Here is a 21,111-nt window from a genome sequence, read left to right as displayed (position 1 = left end):
AATATTTCTCTTACATACATGCTTGAATGTATATATACTACGCGCTAGCCACAATTTGGACCAGCCCTGCGCATCTTTCTACCAAGAGATCCTGACCATTCGGGTCCTGCGGGCTGCATGTTGTGACGCATACGCGACCATCTGTCGCAATCCATACGGCACCATTGCGGTTTGTGGCTAGTATTGTTCTTTTTCTCCACGACGGTCCGTCGTGGGGTTCTGCCGCACAGGACGTCCACGCCGGCCCCTTAGCTCTGGGCCGGCGTTTGGCGTATCCGGCCGATCTCAAATTGCCATCACGGGGTTATCGATGAGGAAGTCCCAACGTTCGAGTTTGCTTGCCGTTACCGCTGCGCTGACGGTTCTGACGCTGTCCGCCTGCGGCAACGACGCCCCGCAGGGCGGCGCGATGCCGCCGCCCGAGGTGGGCGTGGTGACGGTGACGCCGACGGCGGTACCGGTCGTCAACGAGCTGCCGGGCCGTCTCGAAGGCGTGCGCACCGCCGAAGTGCGGGCGCGGGTCGAAGGAATCGTGCTGTCGCGCAACTACCGTGAGGGCGGCGAGGTCAAGGCCGGCCAGGTGATGTTCAAGATCGACCCGGCGCCGTACCAGGCCCAGCTCGCCTCCGCCAAGGCGAGTCTGGCGCGCGCCGAGGCCAACGCGGTCGCCGCGCGGCAGAAGGCCGAGCGCTACAAGCCGCTGGTGGCGGTCAACGCGGTCAGCAAGCAGGAATATGACGAGGCCGTCGCGGCCGCGGGCCAGGCCAGCGCCGAGATCGCCTCGGCCAAGGCCGCGGTCACCACGGCGCAGATCAACCTGGGCTATACCACCGTCACCGCGCCGATCTCGGGCCGTGCCGGCCGGGCGCTGGTCACCGAGGGCGCGCTGGTCGGCAACGGCGAGGCGACCCGCCTGGCGCTGGTCGAACAGGTCGACCCGATCTGGGTGACCTTCACCCAGCCCGCCACCGAAGTGATGCGGCTGCGTCGCGGCATCGAGTCCGGCGCCATCAAGGGCGTCGACGGCGGCGCCAAGGTGCGCCTGTTCCTCGAGGACGGCACCGAATACAGCGAGACCGGCAAGCTGCTGTTCTCCGACATGACGGTCGATCCCAGCACCGGCGCGATCGCGCTGCGCGCGCAGTTCCCGAATCCGCGGCGCGAGCTGCTGTCGGGCACCTATGTGCGGGTGCGGGTCGAGCAGGGTGTCGACGAGAACGCGCTGACCGTGCCGCAACGCGCGCTGATCCGCAACGCCCAGGGCGCCGCGGTGATGGTGGTCGGCGCGGACGGCAACGTCGCGGCGGTGCCGGTCAAGGCCGGCGCGGCGATCGGGGACCGCTGGATCGTCACCGAAGGCCTGAAGGGCGGCGAGAAGGTGATCGTCGAGGGCCTGCAGAAGGTCAAGCCGGGTGCGCCGGCCAAGGCCGTGCCGTTCCAGGCGCAGGCCCCGGCGGGCGGCGCCAGCGGCGCGGCGGCTGCGGCCGGCCAGGGCGGCGCTTCGGCGCCGGCGGCTGCCTCGGCGGCCCAGGCCAAGCAGGGCTGAGCACGGCTCCGGCAACGGGACCAGCGGTAAGCGCAAGTCAAGCGCTAGCAGATAGCGGAATACACAGGGAGCCAGCCTCATGGCCAAGTTTTTCATCGACCGGCCGGTGTTCGCGTGGGTGATCGCGCTGATCATCGTGCTGGGCGGGATATTGTCGATCATGCAGTTGCCGATCGCGCAGTATCCCAATATCGCGCCGCCGACCATCTCGGTCACGGCGACCTACCCCGGCGCCTCCGCCAAGACGCTCGAAGACTCGGTCACCTCGGTGATCGAGCAGGAGCTCAATGGCGCGCCCGGGCTGATGTACTACCAGTCGACCAGTGAGTCGACCGGCCTGGCGACCATCACCATCGCCTTCCAGCCGGGTACCAACGTCGACCTGAATTCGGTCGAGGTGCAGAACCGCCTGAAGCGGGTCGAGGCGCGTCTGCCGGCGGAAGTGCGCCAGCAGGGCGTGCGCGTCGAGAAGGCCGGGAACAACTACATGATGTTCCTGACCGTGACGTCCAAGTCCGGCAATGCCAGCGCGATCGAGCTGGGCAACTACGTATCGGCCAGCGTGCTGGACTCGATCCGCCGTGTGCCCGGCGTCGGCCAGGCCGACCTGTTCGGTACCGAGTACGCGATGCGGGTGTGGCTGGATCCGGCCAAGCTGACCGGCTACAACCTGACCCCGCTGGACGTCACCGCGGCGATTTCCGAGCAGAACATCCAGGTCGCCGTCGGCGAACTGGGCGGCACGCCGTCGCCGCGCGGCACCGAGCTGAACGCCACGGTGACCACGCAGAGCCGGCTGTCGACGCCCGAGGAATTCGCCAACATCCTGTTGCGCGTGAATCCGGACGGCTCGCAGGTGCGCATCCGCGACGTCGGCCGCGTCGAACTGGGCGGTGCAGACTATTCGACCGTCGCCCGCACCAACGGCAAGCAGTCGGCCGCCATCGCCATCAAGCTGGCGCCGACCGCCAACGCGCTGTCCACCGCCACCGCGGTGCGCGCGAAGATGGAGGAGCTGTCGAAGTTCTTCCCGGCGGACTACGAGTACACCGTTCCGTACGACACCTCGGCCTTCGTCAAGATCTCGATCGAGGAAGTGGTCAAGACCCTGCTCGAAGCGATCGTGCTGGTGTTCCTGGTGATGTACCTGTTCCTGCAGAACTTCCGCGCCACGATCATCCCGACGCTGGTGGTGCCGGTCGCGCTGCTGGGAACGTTCGGCATGCTGCTGGCGTTCGGCTTCTCGATCAACGTGCTGACGATGTTCGGCATGGTGCTGGCCATCGGTATTCTGGTGGACGACGCGATCGTGGTGGTCGAGAACGTCGAACGGATCATGAGCGAGGAAGGGCTGTCTCCTCGCGAGGCGACCCGCAAGGCGATGGGCCAGATCACCGGCGCCATCGTCGGCATCACGCTGGTGCTGACCGCGGTGTTCATCCCGATGGCGTTCTTCGCCGGTTCGGTGGGCAACATCTATCGCCAGTTCTCGCTGTCGCTGATCGCCTCGATGGCCTTCTCGGCGCTGATGGCGCTGACGCTGACGCCGGCACTGTGCGCGACGCTGCTCAAGCCGGTCGAGGCGGGCCATCACCACGAGAAGAAGGGCTTCTTCGGCTGGTTCAACCGCAGCTTCGCGCGCGCGGCGACGGGCTACCAGAGCATGGTGGCGCGCATCCTCGGCCGTACCGGCCGCTATCTGATCCTGTACGGCGTGATCATCGTCGCGGTCGTGCTGCTGTTCCAGCGCCTGCCGTCGTCGTTCCTGCCTGACGAGGATCAGGGCTACACCATCACCGTGGTGCAGCTGCCCAACGGCGCGACGCAGGAGCGCACCCTCGGCGTGCTCAAGCAGATCGAGGACTACTACCTGCAGAAGGAAAGCAAGATCGTCGACCAGATGATCACGGTGGCGGGCTTCTCGTTCTTCGGCCGCGGCCAGAACGGCGGTATCGCCTTCGTGCGGCTCAAGGACTGGAAGGAGCGCAGCGGCTCCGACGAAACCGCGCAGGCCCTGGTCGGCCGGGCGTTCGGCGCGCTGTCGTTCATCAAGGACGCGATCATCTTCCCGCTGAACCCGCCGGCGATTCCGGAACTGGGCAACTCGTCCGGCTTCGACTTCCGCCTGCAGGACCGCTCGGGCCAGGGTCACGCCAAGCTGATGGAAGCGCGCAACATGATGCTCGGCATGGCCGCGCAGAATCCGGTGCTGGCCGGCGTGCGTCCGGAAGGCCAGGAAGACGCGCCGCAGCTGCAGATCGACATCGATCGCGAGAAGGCGCGCGCGCTGGGCGTGTCGATCGCCGACATCAACTCGACGCTGTCGATCGCGTTCGGCTCCTCGTACGTCAACGACTTCATCTACGAGGGCCGCGTGCGCCGCGTGATCGCCCAGGCCGAAGGCGCGGACCGCCGTCTGCCGGACGACCTGACCAAGCTGCGCGTGCGCAACAGCAACGGTGACATGGTGGCCTTCGCGGCGTTCGCGACGTCGAAGTGGATCATGGGCTCGCCGCGCCTGGAGCGCTACAACGGGCTGCCCGCCGTCAAGCTGGCCGGCCAGGCCGCGCCGGGCCGCAGTACCGGCGAGGCGATGGCGGCGATGGAAGAGATGTTCGCCAAGCTGCCGCCGGGCTTCGGCTTCGAGTGGTCGGGCCAGTCGTACGAAGAGCGCCTGGCCGGCGCGCAGGAACCGATGCTGTACACGCTGTCGCTGATCATCGTGTTCCTGTGCCTGGCCGCGCTGTACGAGAGCTGGTCGATCCCGGCCGCGGTGCTGCTGGTGGTGCCGCTGGGCGTGCTCGGCGCGCTGCTGGGCGTGACGCTGCGCGGCATGCCCAACGACGTCTACTTCAAGGTGGGCCTGATCGCCACCATCGGCCTGTCGGCGAAGAACGCGATTCTGATCGTGGAATTCGCCAAGGACCTGCAGGCGCAGGGACGCGGGCTGATCGACGCGACGCTGGAGGCGGTGCACCTGCGCTTCCGGCCGATCCTGATGACGTCGTTCGCGTTCATCCTGGGCGTGCTGCCGCTGGCGATCTCGACCGGCGCCGGTTCGGGCAGCCAGCGCGCGATCGGTACCGGCGTGATGGGCGGGATGATTACCGCGACGCTGCTGGCGATCTTCCTGGTGCCGGTGTTCTTCGTGGTGATCCGCAAACGCTTCAAGGGCAGCGAGCGTCAGCGCATGCTGGACCAGAAGTGGCTGGACCCGAAGGAGGAAATCTGACATGACCAAGACACTGACCGCGCTGCTGCTGGTGGCCGGCGTGCTGTCCGGCTGCACCCTGGCGCCGCGCTATGAGCGTCCGGCCGCGCCGGTGGCAACCGGCTTCCCGGCCGCTCCCGAAGGCTACGGCCAGTCCGAGGTGAAGACCGGCGAGAGCCGCCGCGCCGTCGACATCGGCTGGCGCGAGTTCTTCCGCGATGCACGCCTGCAGGCGATGATCGGGACCGCGCTCGACAACAACCGCGACCTGCGCACCGCCGCGCTGCGCATCGAGGAAGCGCGCGCGCTGTACCAGGTGCAGCGCGCCGACCTGCTGCCCACCGTCAACGCAACCGGCGGCTACACGCGCCAGCAGGTCTCGGGCGCGGCCTCGCCGTCGGGCCAGGGCTATACCGCCGGCTACTGGCAGGCCGGCGGCGCCATCACCTCGTACGAGCTGGACTTCTTCGGCCGCGTGCGCAGCCTGTCGAACGCCGCGCTGGCGCAGTACTTCGCCACCGAGGAAGCGCGCCGCGCCGCGCAGATCTCGCTGGTGTCGGAAGTGGCCAAGGCCTACCTGGCCGAGCGCGCCTACGACGAGCAGTACGCGATCGCGCAGAACACGCTGAAGACCCGCGAGGAAACGTTCCGCCTGGCGCAGCAGCGTTTCGAGGCCGGCGCCACCTCGGCGCTGGACCTGCGCGACAACGAGTCGCTGGTGGCGCAAGCCCGCGTCTCGGCCGCCGAACTGGCGCGCCAGCGCGCGCAGGCGCGCAACGCGCTGGAGGTGCTGGTCGGCACCCCGATCGACGCGATCCCGAACCTGCCGCCGCCGCGCACGCTGTCGGACGAACGCTTCGTCACCGACATCCCGCCGGGGCTGCCGTCGGACCTGCTCGAGCAGCGTCCCGATATCCGCCAGGCCGAACAGCAACTGCTGTCGGCCAACGCGAATATCGGCGCCGCCCGCGCCGCGTTCTTCCCGCGCATCACGCTGACGAGCCAGCTCGGCAGCATGAGCCGCGACTTCTCGGGGTTGTTCGAGGCCGGCACCAAGGCGTGGTCGTTCGCGCCGCAACTGGTGCTGCCGATCTTCGACTTCGGCCGCAACATGTCGAACCTGGATCTGGCCAACGTGCGCAAGAACATCCAGGTGGCCAACTACGAGAAGACCATCCAGGTGGCCTTCCGCGAGGTGGCCGACGCGCTGGTCGCACGCGGCACGCTCGAAGAGCAGGTCACCGGCCAGGAGCAGGTGCGCAACGCCGAGGCGGCCCGCTTCGAACTGGCCAACCTGCGCTTCCGCAGCGGCATCACCGGGCAGATCGAAGCACTGGACGCGCAGCGGCAACTGTTCACCGCCGAGCAGGCGCTGATCCAGGCGCGACAGCTGCGGCTGAACAACGCGATCGACTTGTATCGGGCGCTGGGCGGCGGCCTGTCCGAAACCGGCCCGGTGGCCTCGGCGCCGACGCCGCAGAACGGCACCGCACGCTGAACGCGCGGCTGCCGGCAGGACAAGGAAAGCGCCTTCGGGCGCTTTCTTTTTCACTGCGAGGCATCCCGGGTGCTGTTGCCCCGGACCCTGGCCAATGCTAGATTCGCCTGCATCCAGCCCTTGGCAGTAAGCCGTTGCAATCATCCAGCAGCGCGCCGAACCCCTGGGCTTTTTTCATTTTGGCGTAGCAACGCAGGCCGCGGGAGTCAGCATGCCGACAGCCATCCTTATCGACGGCGCCTTCTTCATCAAGCGCTTTCGGGCAATCGAGCCGCAGAACGCCCATGACGCGCGCCGGGCGGCGGAGTGCGCCCATCGATGGGCATGTGCCCATCTGTCACCACGTCGAAACGGCACTGGAGGCGATGCATTCCCGGATCGCCAGAGACGGCGGCTGGATCGTCGCGAGTTGTATCGCATCTTCTTCTACGACTGTCCGCCGCTGACAAAGAAGATGCACAACCCGATCAACAAGCGAATTGTCGACTTCGCCAAGTCGGCCGAGGCTGCTTTCCGGCTTCAGCTCCATGAGCATCTGCGAGGCATGCGCAAGGTCGCACTGCGGCTCGGGCATCTTTCCACCTACAGCCAATGGACCATCAAGGCTTCCAAGGTCGCCGACCTGTTGGCCGGCAAGATCCAGATGGCCGAGCTGACGCCCGACGATGTAATGGTCGATATCCGGCAAAAAAGGCGTCGACATGCGAATCGGCGTCGATGTGTCCTCGTTGGCGTTCAAGAAGCAGGTTGACCAGATCGTGCTGATAGCGGGCGACGCCGACTTCGTGCCGGCGGCAAAGCAGGCCAGGCGCGAAGGAATCGACTTCATCCTCGATCCCATGTGGCAGCGCATTCCACCAAACCTCAACGAGCACATCGATGGTCTGCGATCGACTTGCCCGCGGCACAGAGTCCTCGAATGCCAGGGCGATGCTTCGCAACCGTAGTTGCGTTTTGCGGTGTATGTGCGGGCTGTTCCTGGGGCGAAGCATCGATAGCGGACAGGAGGTGGCCTGAGCGGCTCGCGGACTGTTAAAGCCCGGCGCGCTTTTCTACAGAACCGGCGGGCCGATGCACCTACGATCGCGTTTGTCGGTTCGCCCGTCAACGCTTGCGGGAGCCAGCTACCAACCCAGCTCCTCGTTGGGTCGCACGTCATCCTTCCTTTGGTAGTTGGCTTTTTTCTTCCCCCAGCCTTTTCCTCGCTGTTCCCTTCCCTTCCCCTTCCCTCGCCTCCCCCTCCGGTGCCGTTGCGATTTCATTTTGCCCGCGCTTTTCCCCGCCGGGGGGCGGCATTAGCTTTCGCGCCAAATTCACTAAAAAGCGTCGCCCGATCGGCGCCAGCTGTACGTGCACTCCTTCGGAAAGCGATACCTTGCGTCTCCACATCGTTCTTCAACGCCGGAGACCATGGGACATCGACCATGACAGAGAATGCCAACGCCGACAGCGCCGACCGGCGCTATTACCAGACCGAGGACTCGTTGACGCGCGTCGCCTGCCGCGTGCTCGACGGCAAGCTGTGGATGACGCTCGACAATATGGCGGCCCTGTACCGGACCTCCGAGCAGGATGTCGCCAGGCAATTGAAGGCGGCCTTCTGCGGGCGCCGCCTCGGGTCGGCCTCGATCCGCAAGGAGGCCCAGCGCGACGATGGCGTCGCGCCCGGCCCGACGTGCTATGCGCTCGACGCGGTGCTGCTGGTCGGCGTGCGCCTGGGCTCGTCGCGCGGCGAAGCCTTTGCGCACTGGGCGGCCGACGTGCTCGCCGGTGAGCCGGCCGGGCAGGCGGACGAGGCGGCGGACGACTCACCGGACGACTCGGCGGACGAGGCGGCGGACGACTCGGCAGACGAGGCCGCGCCTCGAGCGGAGCCCGAGGCAGGCACGGTAAAGTAGCCCATCGAACCATCTACCTTGGGCAAGGACGCGCAGATGAAGCTGATTGAAACGGAGCGTTTGCAACAGGTACTGAACGACTTCATTCGCGCCCGGGACTGGGCGCGGTACCACTCGCCGAAAAACCTGTCGATGGCCCTCAGCGTCGAGGTGGCGGAGCTGGTGGAGATCTTTCAGTGGAAGACCGAGCAGGAGTCCCACACCGTGATGGCGACGGACGAGCGCGAGCATGTGCGGCAGGAGCTGGCCGACATCCTGATCTACCTGGTCGAGCTGGCCAGTGTGCTGGAGGTCGATCTCGACGCCGCGGTGCGCGACAAGATCGCGCTCAATGCCGCCAAGTACCCCGCGATCACGCCATCGGAAGTGAATCGCTAAATCGGAGGAGGATCGTCATGGCAGCGAATGCATCGACTCAGGCCGGCGCCATCCGCGTCGGCATCGGCGGCTGGACCTATGCCCCCTGGCGCGGCACGTTCTACCCGGAGGACCTGACGCAGGCGCGCGAGCTCGAGTTCGCCAGCCGCCGGCTGACCGCGATCGAGATCAACAGCACCTACCACGGCACGCAGAAGCGCGCGTCGTTCATCAAGTGGAAAGAGCAGACACCCGACGATTTCGTTTTCTCGGTCAAGGCGTCGCGTTATGCGACCAACCGCCGGGTACTGGCCGAGGCCGGCGAGTCGGTCGAGCGCTTCGTCGACAGCGGCATTACGGAACTGGGCGCCAAGCTCGGGCCGATCGTCTGGCAGTTCGCGCCGAGCAAGGTGTTCGATCCCGAGGATTTCGAAGCCTTTCTCGCGCTGCTGCCGCCCGAAGCCGATGGCATCGCGCTGCGCCATGTGGTCGAAGTGCGCCACGCCAGCTTTGCCTGCCCCGAGTTCCTGGCGCTGGCCCGCCGATACAAGGCGGCGACGGTATTCACCGATGCCGAGAAATTCCCCTCGTTCGCGGATGTGACCGGCGACTTCGTCTATGCACGGCTGATGCGCAGCAACGCCAAGCTGAAGTACGGCTACGCGCCGAAATTGCTCGACGCCTGGGTCGAGCATGCGCAAGGCGTGGGCGCGGGGCGAGGCGCCGCAGGGGCTGCCTCGGGTCGAGGACAACGACGCCCCGGCACGCCGCCGCGACGTCTTCGTCTTCTTCATCAACGGCGACAAGGAGCGCGCGCCGGCCGCCGCGACCGCCCTGCTGTCGCGCCTCGATCCGGATTACGAGGCGCGCGTGCGGGTTTCCGGCAGGAACACGGCCAGCACGCCGAGCAACGGCAAGTAGGCGCACCAGCGGTAGACCGTCTCGATGCCGTGCGCGTCGGCGACCCCGCCGAGCACCGCGGCACCGATGCCGCCCATGCCGAAGGCCAGGCCGAAGAACAGGCCCGACACCATGCCGACCTTGCCCGGGATCAGTTCCTGCGCGAACACCAGGATCGCGGAGAACGCCGAGGCCAGGATGAAGCCGATCACCAGCGACAGCGCGGCGGTCCAGAACAGGTCGGCATGGGGCAGCATCAGCGTGAACGGGGCGACGCCGAGGATCGAGAACCAGATCACGCGCTTGCGGCCGATGCGGTCGCCGATCGGGCCGCCGAGGATGGTGCCGACCGCGACCGCGAACAGGAAGGCGAACAGATAGAGCTGGGCCGAGCGCTGCGGCACGCCGAAGCGCTCCATCAGGTAGAAGGTGTAATAGGTGCCCAGCGACGCCATATAGAAGTACTTCGAGAACAGCAGCACCATCAGCACCGCCATGGCGCGGGCCACGGTACGGGCCGGCAGGCGTGGCGCGCTGGCCATCGCCTTGCGCGCGGCACGGGCATGTTCGGCCAGCCGCTGGCCATACCAGCCGCCGACCCGCCACAGCACCGCGATCGCCAGCAGGGCCGCCAGCGACAGCCAGGCGATGCTGCCCTGCGTGTGCACCACCACGGCCGCCAGCAGCGGCCCGGCCGCGCTGCCGACATTGCCGCCGACCTGGAAGATCGACTGCGCCAGCCCGTGGCGCCCGCCCGAGGCCATGCGCGCCACGCGCGACGATTCCGGATGAAAGATCGACGAGCCGGTGCCGACCAGCGCCGCGGCGACCAGCAGCACGCCATAGCTCGGCGCGACCGACAACAGCAGCAATCCCGCCAGCGTGAACCCCATGCCTACCGCCAGCGAATGCGGCTTCGGATGCTTGTCGGTGTACAGGCCGACCAGCGGCTGCAGCAGCGAGGCGGTGATCTGGTACGTCAGCGTCAGCAGGCCGATCTGCACGAAGCTCAGGTTGAAGCCGCCCTTGAGCATCGGGTAGATCGCCAGGATCAACGACTGGATCATGTCGTTGAGCATGTGGGCGAAGCTGATGGCGGACAGCACGCGGAAGCCGGTGCGCTCGCCGGCGCTGGCAGCGGTCGCGCTCGGCGCGGCCGGTGCCGCGGGCGCGGCGGGCGTCACGGCGGCATCGGGCACATTGCCCAATTCGGCAGACAGGGAATCGATTCGCGAAGCCATGGCAAAGGTCTCTGGTTGGACTTTTTCTTGGGAGCGTCCGGGCGCGCTTGAAGACGCGGGAGCAACACGGCAGCGGGGCCGCACGCGCGCGAACACGGTGATGCTATTCCTTGTGTCGGCGCCTGTCCTGCGAGATTGAGACTACAACCATCTCGAAACGGACAGATAATGGCCCTATTGCGCGCGCTCGATGCGCCACGCTTTCGCCACATACGGGATATCGATCGAGATGGCCGACGCCGCTTCCCCACCCGACACCCGACCCGGCACGCAACCCGGCGCCCTGCCCTCGCCGCCGCGCTACATGGCCTACGACCGCGGCCCGATGCCGGTGGCTGCGATGGCCGCCGACTATCAGCCCGGCCATCTGACGACGCGCCACCGCCATCCGCACGCGCAGCTGCTGCATGCCGTGCATGGCGTGATGGTCGTGGGGACCGACGAGGGTCAATGGATCGTGCCGCCGACGCGCGCGATCTGGGTGCCGGGCGGCACCGATCACTGGATCCGGATGGTCGGCCACGTGCGCATGCGCACCGCGTATATCCGCCCGGACGCTGCCGCCGGATTGCCGACGCGCTGCACCGTGCTGGGCGTCTCGCCGCTGCTGCGCGAACTGATCCTGGCCGCGATCGACATCGTTCCGCCCTATGCGCCCGATTCGCGCGACGGCCGCCTGATGCAGCTGCTGCTCGACGAGGTGGTGCTGCTGCCCGCGCTGCCGCTGCATCTTCCGCATCCCGCGGACCCTGCGCTGCGGCGCATCTGTGCCGCGATTCTGGAAGAGCCCGACACGCCGATGACGCTGGCCGACTGGGCGCGGCGAGTGGGCATCGATGGCCGGACCGTGCAGCGGCGCTTCGCGCGCGAGACCGGCATGACGTTCGGCCAGTGGCGCCAGCAGGCGCGGCTGCTGGCCGCGCTGGAGCGGCTGGCGGCGGGCATCAAGGTCGTCGAGGTCGCGCTGGAGCTTGGGTACCAGAGTCCCAGCGCGTTCGCGGCGATGTTCCGGCGGCAGTTCGGCGTGCCGCCCAGCGCGTTCTTTCGCTGAGCGGGTTTGCCTTTTGGATTGGGTTGCCTGGAGAGGCCGCCGGTCAGGCGGCCAGATAGCGCTCGACCAGCCGCGTCCAGTACGCCGCGCCCACCGTCAGGTTGTCGTCGTTGAAGTCGTAGGCGGGGTTATGCAGCAGCGGACGGCCGGCGCCATTGCCCAGGCGCACGAAGCAGCCGGGACGCTGTTGCAGGAAATAGGCGAAGTCCTCGCTGCCGGAGATCAGCGGAATCTGGCCGACGACCTTGTCCGGGCCGACCAGCTCCTCGGCGACCTGGCGCGCGAACTCCGTTTCGGCTTCGCTGTTGACCACCACCGGATAGCCCGGGCGGTAATCGAGATCGACCGCGGCGCCATAGCCCTCGACGTGCGAGGTCACCAGCTGGCGGATGCGCGCTTCCAGCGTGGTGCGCACCTCGGGGCTGAACGAACGGACGCTCAGTTCGAGCTTGGCGCTTTCGGGAATCACGTTGGGCGCGTGGCCGGCATGCAGCGAGCCGATCGTCACCACCGCGGTTTCGTTCGGATCGATATTGCGCGACACGATGGTCTGCAGCGCCATCACCAGGCTGCCGGCGACGAGGATCGGATCGATCGACTGGTGCGGCCGCGCGGCATGGCCGCCCTTGCCGCGAATCGTAATCGTTACGGTATCGCAGGCCGCCATCATCGGGCCGGCGCGGAACATGAAGGTGCCGGCCGGCACGCCCGGATGGTTGTGCAGGCCGAAGATCGCATCGCAGGGGAAGCGTTCGAACAGGCCGTCCGCCAGCATCCGCTGCGCGCCGCTGGCGCCGGCGCCGATTTCCTCGGCGGGCTGGAAGATCAGATGGACGGTGCCGTCGAAATTGCGCGTGCGCGCCAGTTGGCGCGCGGCGCCCAGCAGGATCGCGGTATGGCCGTCGTGGCCGCACGCGTGCATCTTGCCGCAATGGACGCTGGCGTACGGCAGGCCGGTCGATTCGAGAATCGGGAGCGCGTCCATGTCGGCGCGGATGCCGACGCTGCGTCCGCTGTCGCCGTTGCGCAGCGTGCCGACCACGCCCGTGCCGCCGACCCCCGCGCGTCACCGCATAGCCCCAACGCTCGAGGCGCTGCGCCACCAGTTCGGCGGTGCGGTGCTCTTCGAATCCGAGTTCGGGGTGTTGGTGAATGGTGCGGCGAATCGCCTCGAGTTCGGCGCGGCTGTCCAGGGTATCGGACAACTCGCAATAAGCCGGGGTGAGATCGGCTCCGAGGCGGGACACAAGAATGGGGGGATCAACTTCTGACATGACGACACTCGTACTGGCTTAGTCCATGAAGCACAGTATTCCACTTAGGATCGCGAGTGCCTATGCGATTCGCTCTTTGCGCCGCATTTGTTTTCAGAACTGTTGCTAACGGGGTACGGTCCACCATGACGCGCGCAGGGTTGGGGGAACTCGATCGCCTCGATGGGATCAGAGTCCCCTCCCGTTTCGCGCCTGTTCAGCGCTCGTTCAGTGCGCCATCACACCGAGCGCGTGTAGGGCAGCACGCGCTGCGTCTGTTCGCCCAAGCCGTCGATGCCGAGCCGCATGGTGTCGCCGGCCCGCAGAAAACGCGGCGGCTTGAAGCCCATGCCGACGCCCGGCGGCGTGCCCGTGCAGATCAGATCGCCGGGATGCAGCGTCATGAAGCGGCTGACGTAGCTGACCAGCGTGGCGACATCGAACACCATCGTCGCGGTGGTGCCGCTTTGCATCCGTTCGCCATTGACGTCGAGCCACAGCGACAACGCCTGCGGATCGGGCACCTCGTCGCGCGTGACCAGCCACGGTCCCACCGGGCAGAAGGTGTCGCAGCCCTTGCCCTTGTCCCAGGTGCCGCCGCGCTCGATCTGGAATTCGCGCTCCGAGACGTCGTTGACCACGCAGTAGCCCGCCACGTGTTCGAGCGCCGACGCCGCCGGCACGTCCTGCGCGCGCGTGCCGATCACCACGCCGAGTTCGACCTCCCAATCGGTCTTGACCGAATCGCGCGGCAACATCACGGGATCGTTCGGGCCGTTCAGCGAGCTGGTCGCCTTCAGGAACACGATCGGCTCCGCGGGGATCGGCATGTTGGCCTCGGCCGCGTGGTCGGCGTAGTTCAGCCCGATGGCGACGATCTTGCCGATCCCGGTCCATGGCGTGCCGAAACGCTGCGCCTCGGCCAGCGGCAGGGTGGTGGGGTCCAGCGCCGCCAGTTCGGCCAGGGAGTTCGGCGACAGCGCGCGTGCGTCGATATCGCCGATCAGCGCCGACAGGTCGCGCACGCGGCCCTGTGCATCGATCAGTCCCGGCCGCTCGGCACCGGCGCTGCCAATTCTTGCCAGCTTCATCGTTCTCCTCGTTTTGCTTGGTGGTGTTCTGCAGATTCTTGCGGCGGTTCGGGCCAGCTTCGGGCCATCGTCAGCCGATCAATTCGCCGCCGCCGCATTCGCCTGGCGCGGTGCGGCCAGCAATTGCTCGATGCGCGAGACCAGTTGCCGGTCCGACGGTTTCACCGAGCTTTGATAGCTGGCGACCACGCGCCCGTCGCGGTCGATCAGGTATTTATGGAAATTCCATTTGGGCGCGGTGCCGCTTTCTCTGGCGAGCCGCGCATACATCGGATTGGCCTGGTCGCCGCGCACATGCGTCTTCGCCAGCATCGGGAACTTGACGCCGTAGGTGTTGAAGCAGAAGTCGGCGATCTCCTTTTCCGAGCCCGGCTCCTGTGAAAAGTCGTTGGACGGGAAGCCCAGCACCACCAGCCCGCGCTCGCGGTATTTGGCGTAGAGCGCCTCCAGGCCCTCGTACTGCGGCGTGAAGCCGCAATAGCTGGCGGTATTGACCACCAGCACGACCTTGCCGGCGTATTGGCACAGGTTCTGTTCGGCCTCGTCCTGCAGCCGCGGGAAACGGAAGTTCAGCGTGGCCGGACAACTGGCCGACGATGCCGGAGACGCCTGGGACGTCGTCGGAGCGCCGGCAGGGCGGTTCGCGCCCGGCTCGCCGGCGGCATGGGCGAGCGTCGCGGACAGCGCGAGCGCGGCGGCCAAGGGCAGGGCAGCGCGGTGGCGGCGTGGCGGCTGGCTAGAGAAGGGGAAGCGGGTCATGGCGTCGATCTCCGGCGAACGGTGCGAACGGTGCGAACGGTGACCCGTAGTCTACGCCGGGCGATGGCGCCAAGGGTGAAGGGCAGGGACCGCAAAGGTCCAAGGGTCCAAGGGCTGCAAGGGGCCAAGGGGCCAAGGAACCAGGGGCCAAGGGACCAGGGACCAAGGGACCAGGGACCAAGGGACCAAGGGACCAAGGGACCAAGGGACCAAGGGACCAAGGGACCAAGGGACCAAGACCAACCGGCTTGCGCTCGGCCGTGGCCCGGTTATTCCATCGCCAACGGCTTGACGTGATCCGACACGGCGCCGCGCAGCTCGACGTCGGGCGTCCGCCGGACCAGGCCCAGCGCCAGCAGGGCGGCCGCGGCGCCGGTCGCGAAGATCCAGTGGAAACCCGCCTCGACGCCGCCGGTCAGCAGCCGCTGCACCTCGGGCGCCAGCTGTGCGAATGCCTCGCTGCCATGGCGCAGGGCGCCGAGATCCAGCGGCGCGCCCACGCTGTCGTGCCCGGCCGCTTGCAAGGCGCCGCGGAAGGCGAGGCTCAGCAGCGTGCCGGCCATCGCGCCGCCGAGCGCGCTGCCCAGCGAGCGCAGCACCAGCAGTGCCCCGGTGCCGGCGCCGGTGTCGCGGCGCTCGAGCGCATTCTGCACGTTCATCAGCGTGCCGACCATGCAGATGCCAAGGCCGACGCCGGTCACGATCATCGCCGCCAGCAGCAGCGCCAACGGGCTGGCCGGCGTCGCGGTCGACAGCGACGCCAGGCCCAGCGCCGCGGCGGCAAAGCCAATGGTCAGCAGCCCGCGCAGCCGGCCAAGCCGGGGGGCGAACATCGCGACCACGAAGTTGCCGGCGACGGTGGACAGCAGGAAGGGCACCACCAGCATGCCCGACATCGCCGCATCGGCGCCGCGCACCAACTGGAAATGCAGCGGCAGCGCGAAGACGCAGAGGAACAATGCGGAAGCGGCCAGCGCCGAGGCACCGACGCCCAACACATAACTGCGGTTGGCGAACAGGCGCGGCGGCAGCATCGGATCGCTGGCGCGCCGTTCCTGCCAGACCAGTGCCAGCACGCTCAGCGCGGTCAGCGCCGCCAATCCGGCCATCGGTGCGGACAGCCAGTCGTACCGCTCGCCGCCCCAGCTCATCGCCAGCAGGAAGGACACGATCGCCACGGTCAGCAGCAACGCGCCGCCCCAGTCGACGCGCGCCTTGCCGGCCGGCCCGGGCAGGGCGCGCAGGCAGCGATGGCACAACCACATCGCCAGCAGGCCAAGCGGCAGATTGATCCAGAACAGCCAGCGCCACGACAGATGGTCCGATACCCAGCCGCCGACCAGCGGTCCGGCCACAGACGCCACCGCCCATACCGCCGCCAGATAGCCCTGGTAGCGCCCGCGCTGGCGCGGCGACACCACGTCGGCGATGGCCGCCTGCGCCAGCGACATCAGGCCACCGCCGCCGATGCCCTGCAACGCGCGAAAGAGAATCAGCTGCTGCAGCGAGCCCGCCATCGCGCAGGCCAGCGAGGCGAGTACGAACAGCGCGATTGCGACCAGCAGCAGCCGGCGCCGGCCGAACGAGTCCGACAGCTTGCCGTAGAGCGGCGTGGTGACGGTCGACGTAATCAGATAGGCCGTGACGATCCAGGACAGATGGCCGAAGCCGTCGAGATCCTGCGCGATCGCCGGCACCGCCGGAATCACCACGGTCTGATCGAGCGCCGCGAGCAGGATGCACAGCACGATGCCGCCGATCACGCGCATGATCGCGCGGTGGTCCACCGCGGCGGCAACGGTCTGCCCCGACGCGGGGAGCGCGGTGCCGGACGGTGCAATCGATGATGGGGTGGAAGCGGAGGCGGGGGTAGGGCGGTCTGGTACGGCGGGGCGGGACATCGGAGCAGCGGCGGCGGGCGGCCGGGGAGCGCGGCCGGAGCCGGCCCTGATGGACCGGCTTCATCTGTTATTCAGTAAACGCAGAATTATATGCGTTTACCGACTATGCCGCCCGAGCGCTGGCCGCCGGGGCGCTAGCGGCTTCCCGCGATGTACTGCTCCAGCTGTTCGATGATGAAGCGCTGCTCGGAAATGATGTCCTTGACCAGGTCGCCGATCGACAGCATGCCGATCAGCTCGTCGTTTTCCATCACCGGCAGGTGGCGCAGGCGGTGCTGCGTCATCAGCGCCATGCATTCGTCGGTGGTCTGATCGGCGCGGACATAGACCACCGCGGTGGTCATGATGTCCCGCACCAGGGTTTCGCGGGACGTTCGCTGCATCAGGATCACCTTGCGCGCGTAGTCGCGTTCGCTGAGGATGCCGACGATCTTGCCGTGCTCCATCACCAGCAGCGCGCCGATGCTCTTTTCCGCCATCAACTGGAGCGCGGCATAGACGGTCGCGCTCGGCTGGATGCTGTAGATGGCTTGCGTCGGCTTGGACGCAAGGACCTGTCGTGCAGTTTTCATCATCCACTCCTGGTCGGGTCGGGGAAGGACTGCGGCCCGCGCCGGCATCCGCGGCGGCGGGCGGTCCGCCAGTCGAGTCGGCGGTACGCCATTCCAGATTAGCAAAGGATCGGGACGCGTCACAGGGTGACGGGGAAGAATCTTACTGATGTGCGCGGATCGGCATGTCGGCTCGCTTGCCCCAGACGCGCGCCGGTTTGCGTGGCGCATCCGGCGCTTCGTCGCTTGCCCTATGCCGTTCGAGGGCCAGCGCGTGGGCGCGCGCGACGATGGCTGTCAACTCGATCCGGCTCACACGGTCCCCATCGGGAAGGTCCGCAATGTCGGCCATGCACCGCAACATCGGGCTCACTGCCGCTGGCGGCAAGCCCGGCAGGATGGCGGCGAGATCCTTCAGGTGCCGGCTGATCAGATTGAAACCATTGAGGGTATTTGCGTCGGCGTCCGCAAGCGGCGTGGCGGGCCGGCTCATTGCGCTGGGATTGACCGCGGCCACGACGGCATCGGCCAGTTGGGTCGCGCCGTCTTCCAGCCACCGCTGGAATGCCGGTCCGGCGCACAACCCGCGGCTCAGTTGCACGATGCGCTTGGCGGTCGCCATGTCGAAGCGATGTGTCCCGGCAAACTTGTCGCAGAGCGACGCCACCATGCCGTCGCGCCGCGTTCGCGCAGGCGTGCCCCGGGCCAGCGCGAGCGAACACAGTGGTTCGAGGATCAGTTCCAGTTGGTCGAGGGACAGCACATCGGGCAAGCCGCACAGCTGCTTGTCGATGAGTTTCAGATCTTCGTCCGACACGGCCGCATCGCGGAAGTCCAGGCTGGCAGGCATGTCGACGTTGGGATTTGGAGAAGTACGCAATGTCCGACAGACGTGGTACAGCCAGGCCAGCCGGTCATCCGCGGGCACAAAGCCCAGTTCGGGAACGAGTCCGGCCCGTTCTCCCGGCTGCGTGAAATGTCCGACGGTATGCCGGACGCGCGCGGCGCGTACGGACCCGCACGGAAGCAGCCGGCACAAGGTCCGTACGATGGCGAGCAATTGCTGCCGCCATGTCATGTGCCTGAATGGCACTTCGACCAGGGCGCCTTCCCACCGTCCCGATCTGCCCTCGACGAGCTCGAAGCGATAGCGGTTGGAGCCAAGCTGGACGATGTGGTGGGAACTGTCGCGATGAAGGGCCTGCAGAAGCTCGCCGGGGCGGCGCTGCACGGCCTGCCGGACGTCCCGGATGCCGGCAAATCGGTGGATGGTCAGAGGAACGCGCATGATGGAGGCTGGTGTCTGGCAGGGGCATGGCCAGGCGCACCGCCGTCGAGGCCGTCGCGTCGCTGCCATGCGGTGAACGCATGGCGAGAGTGTGACGAACTCGTCAAAAAAGAACTTTCGGCAATCTGCAGATTCCGCTTGAAGCGGCACGTCTTCACAGGCCTGGATCCTCGTTTCACAAGCCATCGTCACCGATCGCGCGCAAGCTGGGCCGCCAGCGGTGCAAGGATTTGCGGCATCATGGCGGCGTTGCCGATTTCCATCGCGGGGTGTTGCCGCCCCGCCTCCCGCCGTGCCCGCCAACGACGTTCCTTCCCGCTCCCGCGATGCATTGCCCGCGCCCGGCATACCCGAGGCCTGCGCCCATTGCCTCGCGCTGGCCGCCGACATGCGCCGGCGCGAGCCCCACGAACGGCTGGCGTTGAAGCACACCGCGCCGCTGGTCAGCCAGAGCGCGGCTGGCGTGCCGTTCAGCATGCTGACCTTCCAGTGCCGCGAGTGCGGCACCACCTGGCGCCTGTACGATCGGGCCAACGAGTTGTTCGTCTCCTGGGTGCCACAGTGGCAGCCCGGTGCCTTGGGCTAAGATAGCGCCCGACGCCGGCCTGCGCCGGCTTGCCGGACGACGTGGATGGAGGCTCATGCCGGTTATGGCAGCCATCCCCGGGCATCCCCGGCCATCCCACATCTACAAATCCCTGTCGCTGCCACCATGCCCTTTGCCTTCCGCCTGCCCGGACTCGCCGCCCTTGCCGCCGTCACGTCGTTTGCCGCCATCGGCAGCGCGCCGGCGTCCGCCGCCGACAACTATCCGTCGCGCCCGATCCGCCTGATCGTCGCCTATCCGACCGGGGGCATCAGCGATACGGTGGCGCGCGCGCTTGCCGAGCGGCTGTCCGACCAGATGGGGACGTCGGTGGTGGTCGAGAACAAGGCAGGCGCCGGCGGCAGCATCGGCATGGACGCGGTCGCCAAGGCGGCGCCGGACGGCTACACGATCGGCTTTTCGTCGACCAGTCCGCTGACCTTGAACCCGCACGTCGGCAAGGTGCATTACGACCCGCAGCGCGATATCGCGCCGGTGATGAGCGTGATGTATTCCCCGGTGATCGTGGTCGCCACCTCCAGCTTCGCCGGCAAGACCTTCCAGGACCTGGTCGCGCAAGCCAAGGCCAAGCCCGGCGCGGTCCGGTGGGCGACCTCGGGACTCGGCACGGTCGGCCATGTCGTGCTCGAGCAGGTCAAGGCCAGGTCGAAAGCGGACCTGACGCTGATTCCGTACAAGGGCGCCGGCCAGCAGATGAACGACGCGCTCGGTGGCCAGTTCGAGGTGATGAGCACCAATGCCAGCCCCGCGCTGGCCCAGCAGATGCAGGCCGGACGCCTTGCGCGCGCTGGCAGTCGGCGCTCCGAAGCGCATCGACGCGCTGGCCGAGGTACCGACCTTCGCCGAACTGGGCTATCCGAAGGCCAATCTGACTTCCACCTTCGGCGTGTTCGCGCCCGGCAAGACGCCGGCCGCGATCGTCGCCCGTCTCAACGCCGAACTGAACACGGCGCTGGCCGCGCCGGAGGTCCGGGAACGCCTGCTCAAGGGCGGCGAGGTGCCGACCGGCGGCAGCGCAGCGCAGTTTGCCGCGGCAATCCGCGCCGAGTACGACGACAACGGCCGCATCGTCAAGGAAGCCGGCATCAAGGCGGACTGAGCCGCCGCGGCAATCCGGTCTGCGCGACGGACCGCCGCCCCGCGATCGCTTGCCCCCCTCATGCCGGCGGTTGCCGATCGCAGCCGGGCTCGGCCGAGTCGGCCGCGGCCCAGCATGCCAACGCCGTCAGCTCGTCCGGTTCGGTCAGCAAGCCGTCCTCGTCGAGCAGGCAGAACGCGATCAGCCCGCCCATCAGCCCGCCCGCCGCGGGCGCCAGCCAGAACAACCACAGCTGCGCCATCGCCCAGCCCTGCACGAACAGGGCCTGGCCGGTGGCGCGGGCTGGATTGAGCGCGGCATAGGTGACCGGCAAGGCCAGCAGATGCGCCATCGCCAGCGCCGGTCCCAGTACCACGGGGCCCGCCGCGATCAGCCGCCGCCGGCGCGTGACACTGGCGGTCACCAGCGCCAGCATCGCGGTCGCCGCGAATTCGATCGCCAGCGCGCTCGGCATGTCGTAGCCCGCGGGCGAATGCAGACCGTAGCCGTTGGCGGCGAAGCGCTCGGACGACAAGGCGAAATCCGGCCGGCCCTGCGCCGCCAGCATCAACAAGGTCGCCGCGGCCACCGCGCCGACCAGCTGGGCGATGCCATAGGGAATCACGTCGCGCCACGGGAAGCGCCGTGCCGCTGCCAGTCCGAGGCTGATGGCCGGATTCAGATGCGCGCCGGAGATCGGTCCGACCGCCCGCGCCATCGCATAGGCCGCCAGCCCGAAGGCGAGCGCGATGCACAGCAGGTCCGCGGCGGTGTCCGGTTTGCAGCCGGCCAGCACCACCACGCCGCATCCGGCAAAGATCAATCCGAACGTGCCGACCGCTTCCGCGAGCAGCCGTCTGGCGAGGGAAGCCATGGTTCGC

At 67.6% G+C, this 21,111-nt stretch carries 16 protein-coding genes and 3 pseudogenes; 11 read left to right on the top strand and 8 right to left on the bottom strand.

Translation table 11 applies throughout. The features are described 5' to 3' along the window. Positions 1-310 precede the first annotated feature (310 nt). The 8 genes and pseudogenes from OJJOAM_RS09145 (at position 311) to OJJOAM_RS09110 (ending at position 9,431) form a co-directional block, all read left to right on the top strand. Positions 311-1,546 (top strand): efflux RND transporter periplasmic adaptor subunit, encoded by a 1,236-nt coding sequence (locus OJJOAM_RS09145; RefSeq protein WP_422647774.1) that lies wholly within the window; start codon positions 311-313, stop codon positions 1,544-1,546. A 79-nt stretch (positions 1,547-1,625) separates the two neighbouring features. Continuing rightward, positions 1,626-4,778, top strand: a complete 3,153-nt coding sequence (locus OJJOAM_RS09140; RefSeq protein ID WP_149317406.1) for an efflux RND transporter permease subunit — start codon at positions 1,626-1,628, stop codon at positions 4,776-4,778. Position 4,779: 1 nt separating this feature from the next. Continuing rightward, a complete protein-coding gene (locus OJJOAM_RS09135) occupies positions 4,780-6,255 on the top strand; it encodes an efflux transporter outer membrane subunit (RefSeq protein ID WP_422647773.1) in 1,476 nt (491 codons plus the stop codon). Positions 6,256-6,466: 211 nt separating this feature from the next. Further along, complete coding sequence (locus tag OJJOAM_RS09130) at positions 6,467-7,006, top strand: hypothetical protein (protein WP_422647772.1); 540 nt, start codon at positions 6,467-6,469, stop codon at positions 7,004-7,006. Further along, positions 6,984-7,202 (top strand): NYN domain-containing protein, encoded by a 219-nt coding sequence (locus OJJOAM_RS09125; protein ID WP_422647771.1) that lies wholly within the window; start codon positions 6,984-6,986, stop codon positions 7,200-7,202. The genes OJJOAM_RS09130 and OJJOAM_RS09125 overlap by 23 nt, the downstream gene beginning before the upstream one ends. Positions 7,203-7,679: 477 nt before the next feature. Then, positions 7,680-8,153, top strand: coding sequence for a hypothetical protein (locus OJJOAM_RS09120; protein ID WP_422647770.1), 474 nt, complete (start codon positions 7,680-7,682; stop codon positions 8,151-8,153). A gap of 36 nt (positions 8,154-8,189) precedes the next feature. Then, entirely contained in the window at positions 8,190-8,531 is a 342-nt protein-coding gene (locus OJJOAM_RS09115; protein ID WP_174106073.1) for a nucleotide pyrophosphohydrolase, read from the top strand. 17 nt (positions 8,532-8,548) lie between these two features. After that, positions 8,549-9,431, top strand: a pseudogene (locus tag OJJOAM_RS09110) (DUF72 domain-containing protein). On the opposite strand, the gene OJJOAM_RS09105 reads toward OJJOAM_RS09110, so the two are convergent. Beyond that, complete coding sequence (locus tag OJJOAM_RS09105) at positions 9,368-10,651, bottom strand: MFS transporter (protein WP_422647769.1); 1,284 nt, start codon at positions 10,649-10,651, stop codon at positions 9,368-9,370. The pseudogene OJJOAM_RS09110 and the gene OJJOAM_RS09105 overlap by 64 nt on opposite strands. A 229-nt stretch (positions 10,652-10,880) precedes the next feature. Here OJJOAM_RS09105 and OJJOAM_RS09100 point away from each other — a divergent pair, with 229 nt between their 5' ends. Further along, on the top strand, positions 10,881-11,702 hold the full coding sequence (locus OJJOAM_RS09100) for an AraC family transcriptional regulator (RefSeq protein WP_422647768.1): 822 nt from the start codon (positions 10,881-10,883) through the stop codon (positions 11,700-11,702). A 43-nt stretch (positions 11,703-11,745) separates the two neighbouring features. On the opposite strand, the pseudogene OJJOAM_RS09095 reads toward OJJOAM_RS09100, so the two are convergent. The 6 genes and pseudogenes from OJJOAM_RS09095 to OJJOAM_RS09070 all read right to left on the bottom strand — a co-directional run bounded on the left by OJJOAM_RS09095 (position 11,746) and on the right by OJJOAM_RS09070 (position 18,545). Next, positions 11,746-12,976 (bottom strand): annotated as a pseudogene (locus OJJOAM_RS09095) (M20 aminoacylase family protein). Between the two features lie 218 nt (positions 12,977-13,194). Continuing rightward, positions 13,195-14,046: a fumarylacetoacetate hydrolase family protein gene (locus OJJOAM_RS09090; RefSeq protein WP_422647767.1), complete on the bottom strand. Its 852-nt coding sequence runs from the start codon at positions 14,044-14,046 to the stop codon at positions 13,195-13,197. Positions 14,047-14,124: 78 nt separating this feature from the next. Continuing rightward, positions 14,125-14,805, bottom strand: coding sequence for a glutathione peroxidase (locus OJJOAM_RS09085; RefSeq protein ID WP_422647766.1), 681 nt, complete (start codon positions 14,803-14,805; stop codon positions 14,125-14,127). 269 nt (positions 14,806-15,074) lie between these two features. Then, positions 15,075-16,574, bottom strand: a complete 1,500-nt coding sequence (locus tag OJJOAM_RS09080) for an MDR family MFS transporter (RefSeq protein ID WP_422649547.1) — start codon at positions 16,572-16,574, stop codon at positions 15,075-15,077. A 266-nt stretch (positions 16,575-16,840) separates the two neighbouring features. After that, positions 16,841-17,278, bottom strand: coding sequence for a CBS domain-containing protein (locus OJJOAM_RS09075; RefSeq protein ID WP_422647765.1), 438 nt, complete (start codon positions 17,276-17,278; stop codon positions 16,841-16,843). A gap of 142 nt (positions 17,279-17,420) precedes the next feature. Next, on the bottom strand, positions 17,421-18,545 hold the full coding sequence (locus OJJOAM_RS09070) for a hypothetical protein (protein ID WP_422647764.1): 1,125 nt from the start codon (positions 18,543-18,545) through the stop codon (positions 17,421-17,423). A 292-nt stretch (positions 18,546-18,837) separates the two neighbouring features. Between OJJOAM_RS09070 and OJJOAM_RS09065 the strand changes: the two genes are divergently transcribed. Together OJJOAM_RS09065 and OJJOAM_RS09060 are read left to right on the top strand one after the other, a co-directional pair. Beyond that, on the top strand, positions 18,838-19,131 hold the full coding sequence (locus OJJOAM_RS09065) for a hypothetical protein (RefSeq protein ID WP_422647763.1): 294 nt from the start codon (positions 18,838-18,840) through the stop codon (positions 19,129-19,131). A 126-nt stretch (positions 19,132-19,257) separates the two neighbouring features. Continuing rightward, positions 19,258-20,251, top strand: a pseudogene (locus tag OJJOAM_RS09060) (Bug family tripartite tricarboxylate transporter substrate binding protein). 58 nt (positions 20,252-20,309) lie between these two features. Here OJJOAM_RS09060 and OJJOAM_RS09055 read toward each other — a convergent pair. Next, a complete protein-coding gene (locus OJJOAM_RS09055) occupies positions 20,310-21,104 on the bottom strand; it encodes an aquaporin (RefSeq protein ID WP_422647762.1) in 795 nt (264 codons plus the stop codon). Positions 21,105-21,111 lie beyond the last annotated feature (7 nt).

It is taken from the genome of Cupriavidus sp. H18C1 (genome assembly GCF_049311595.1).
In the GTDB taxonomy this organism is placed as follows: Bacteria; Pseudomonadota; Gammaproteobacteria; order Burkholderiales; family Burkholderiaceae; genus Cupriavidus; species Cupriavidus cauae.
This window is presented reverse-complemented; position numbering and strand designations above follow the sequence as displayed.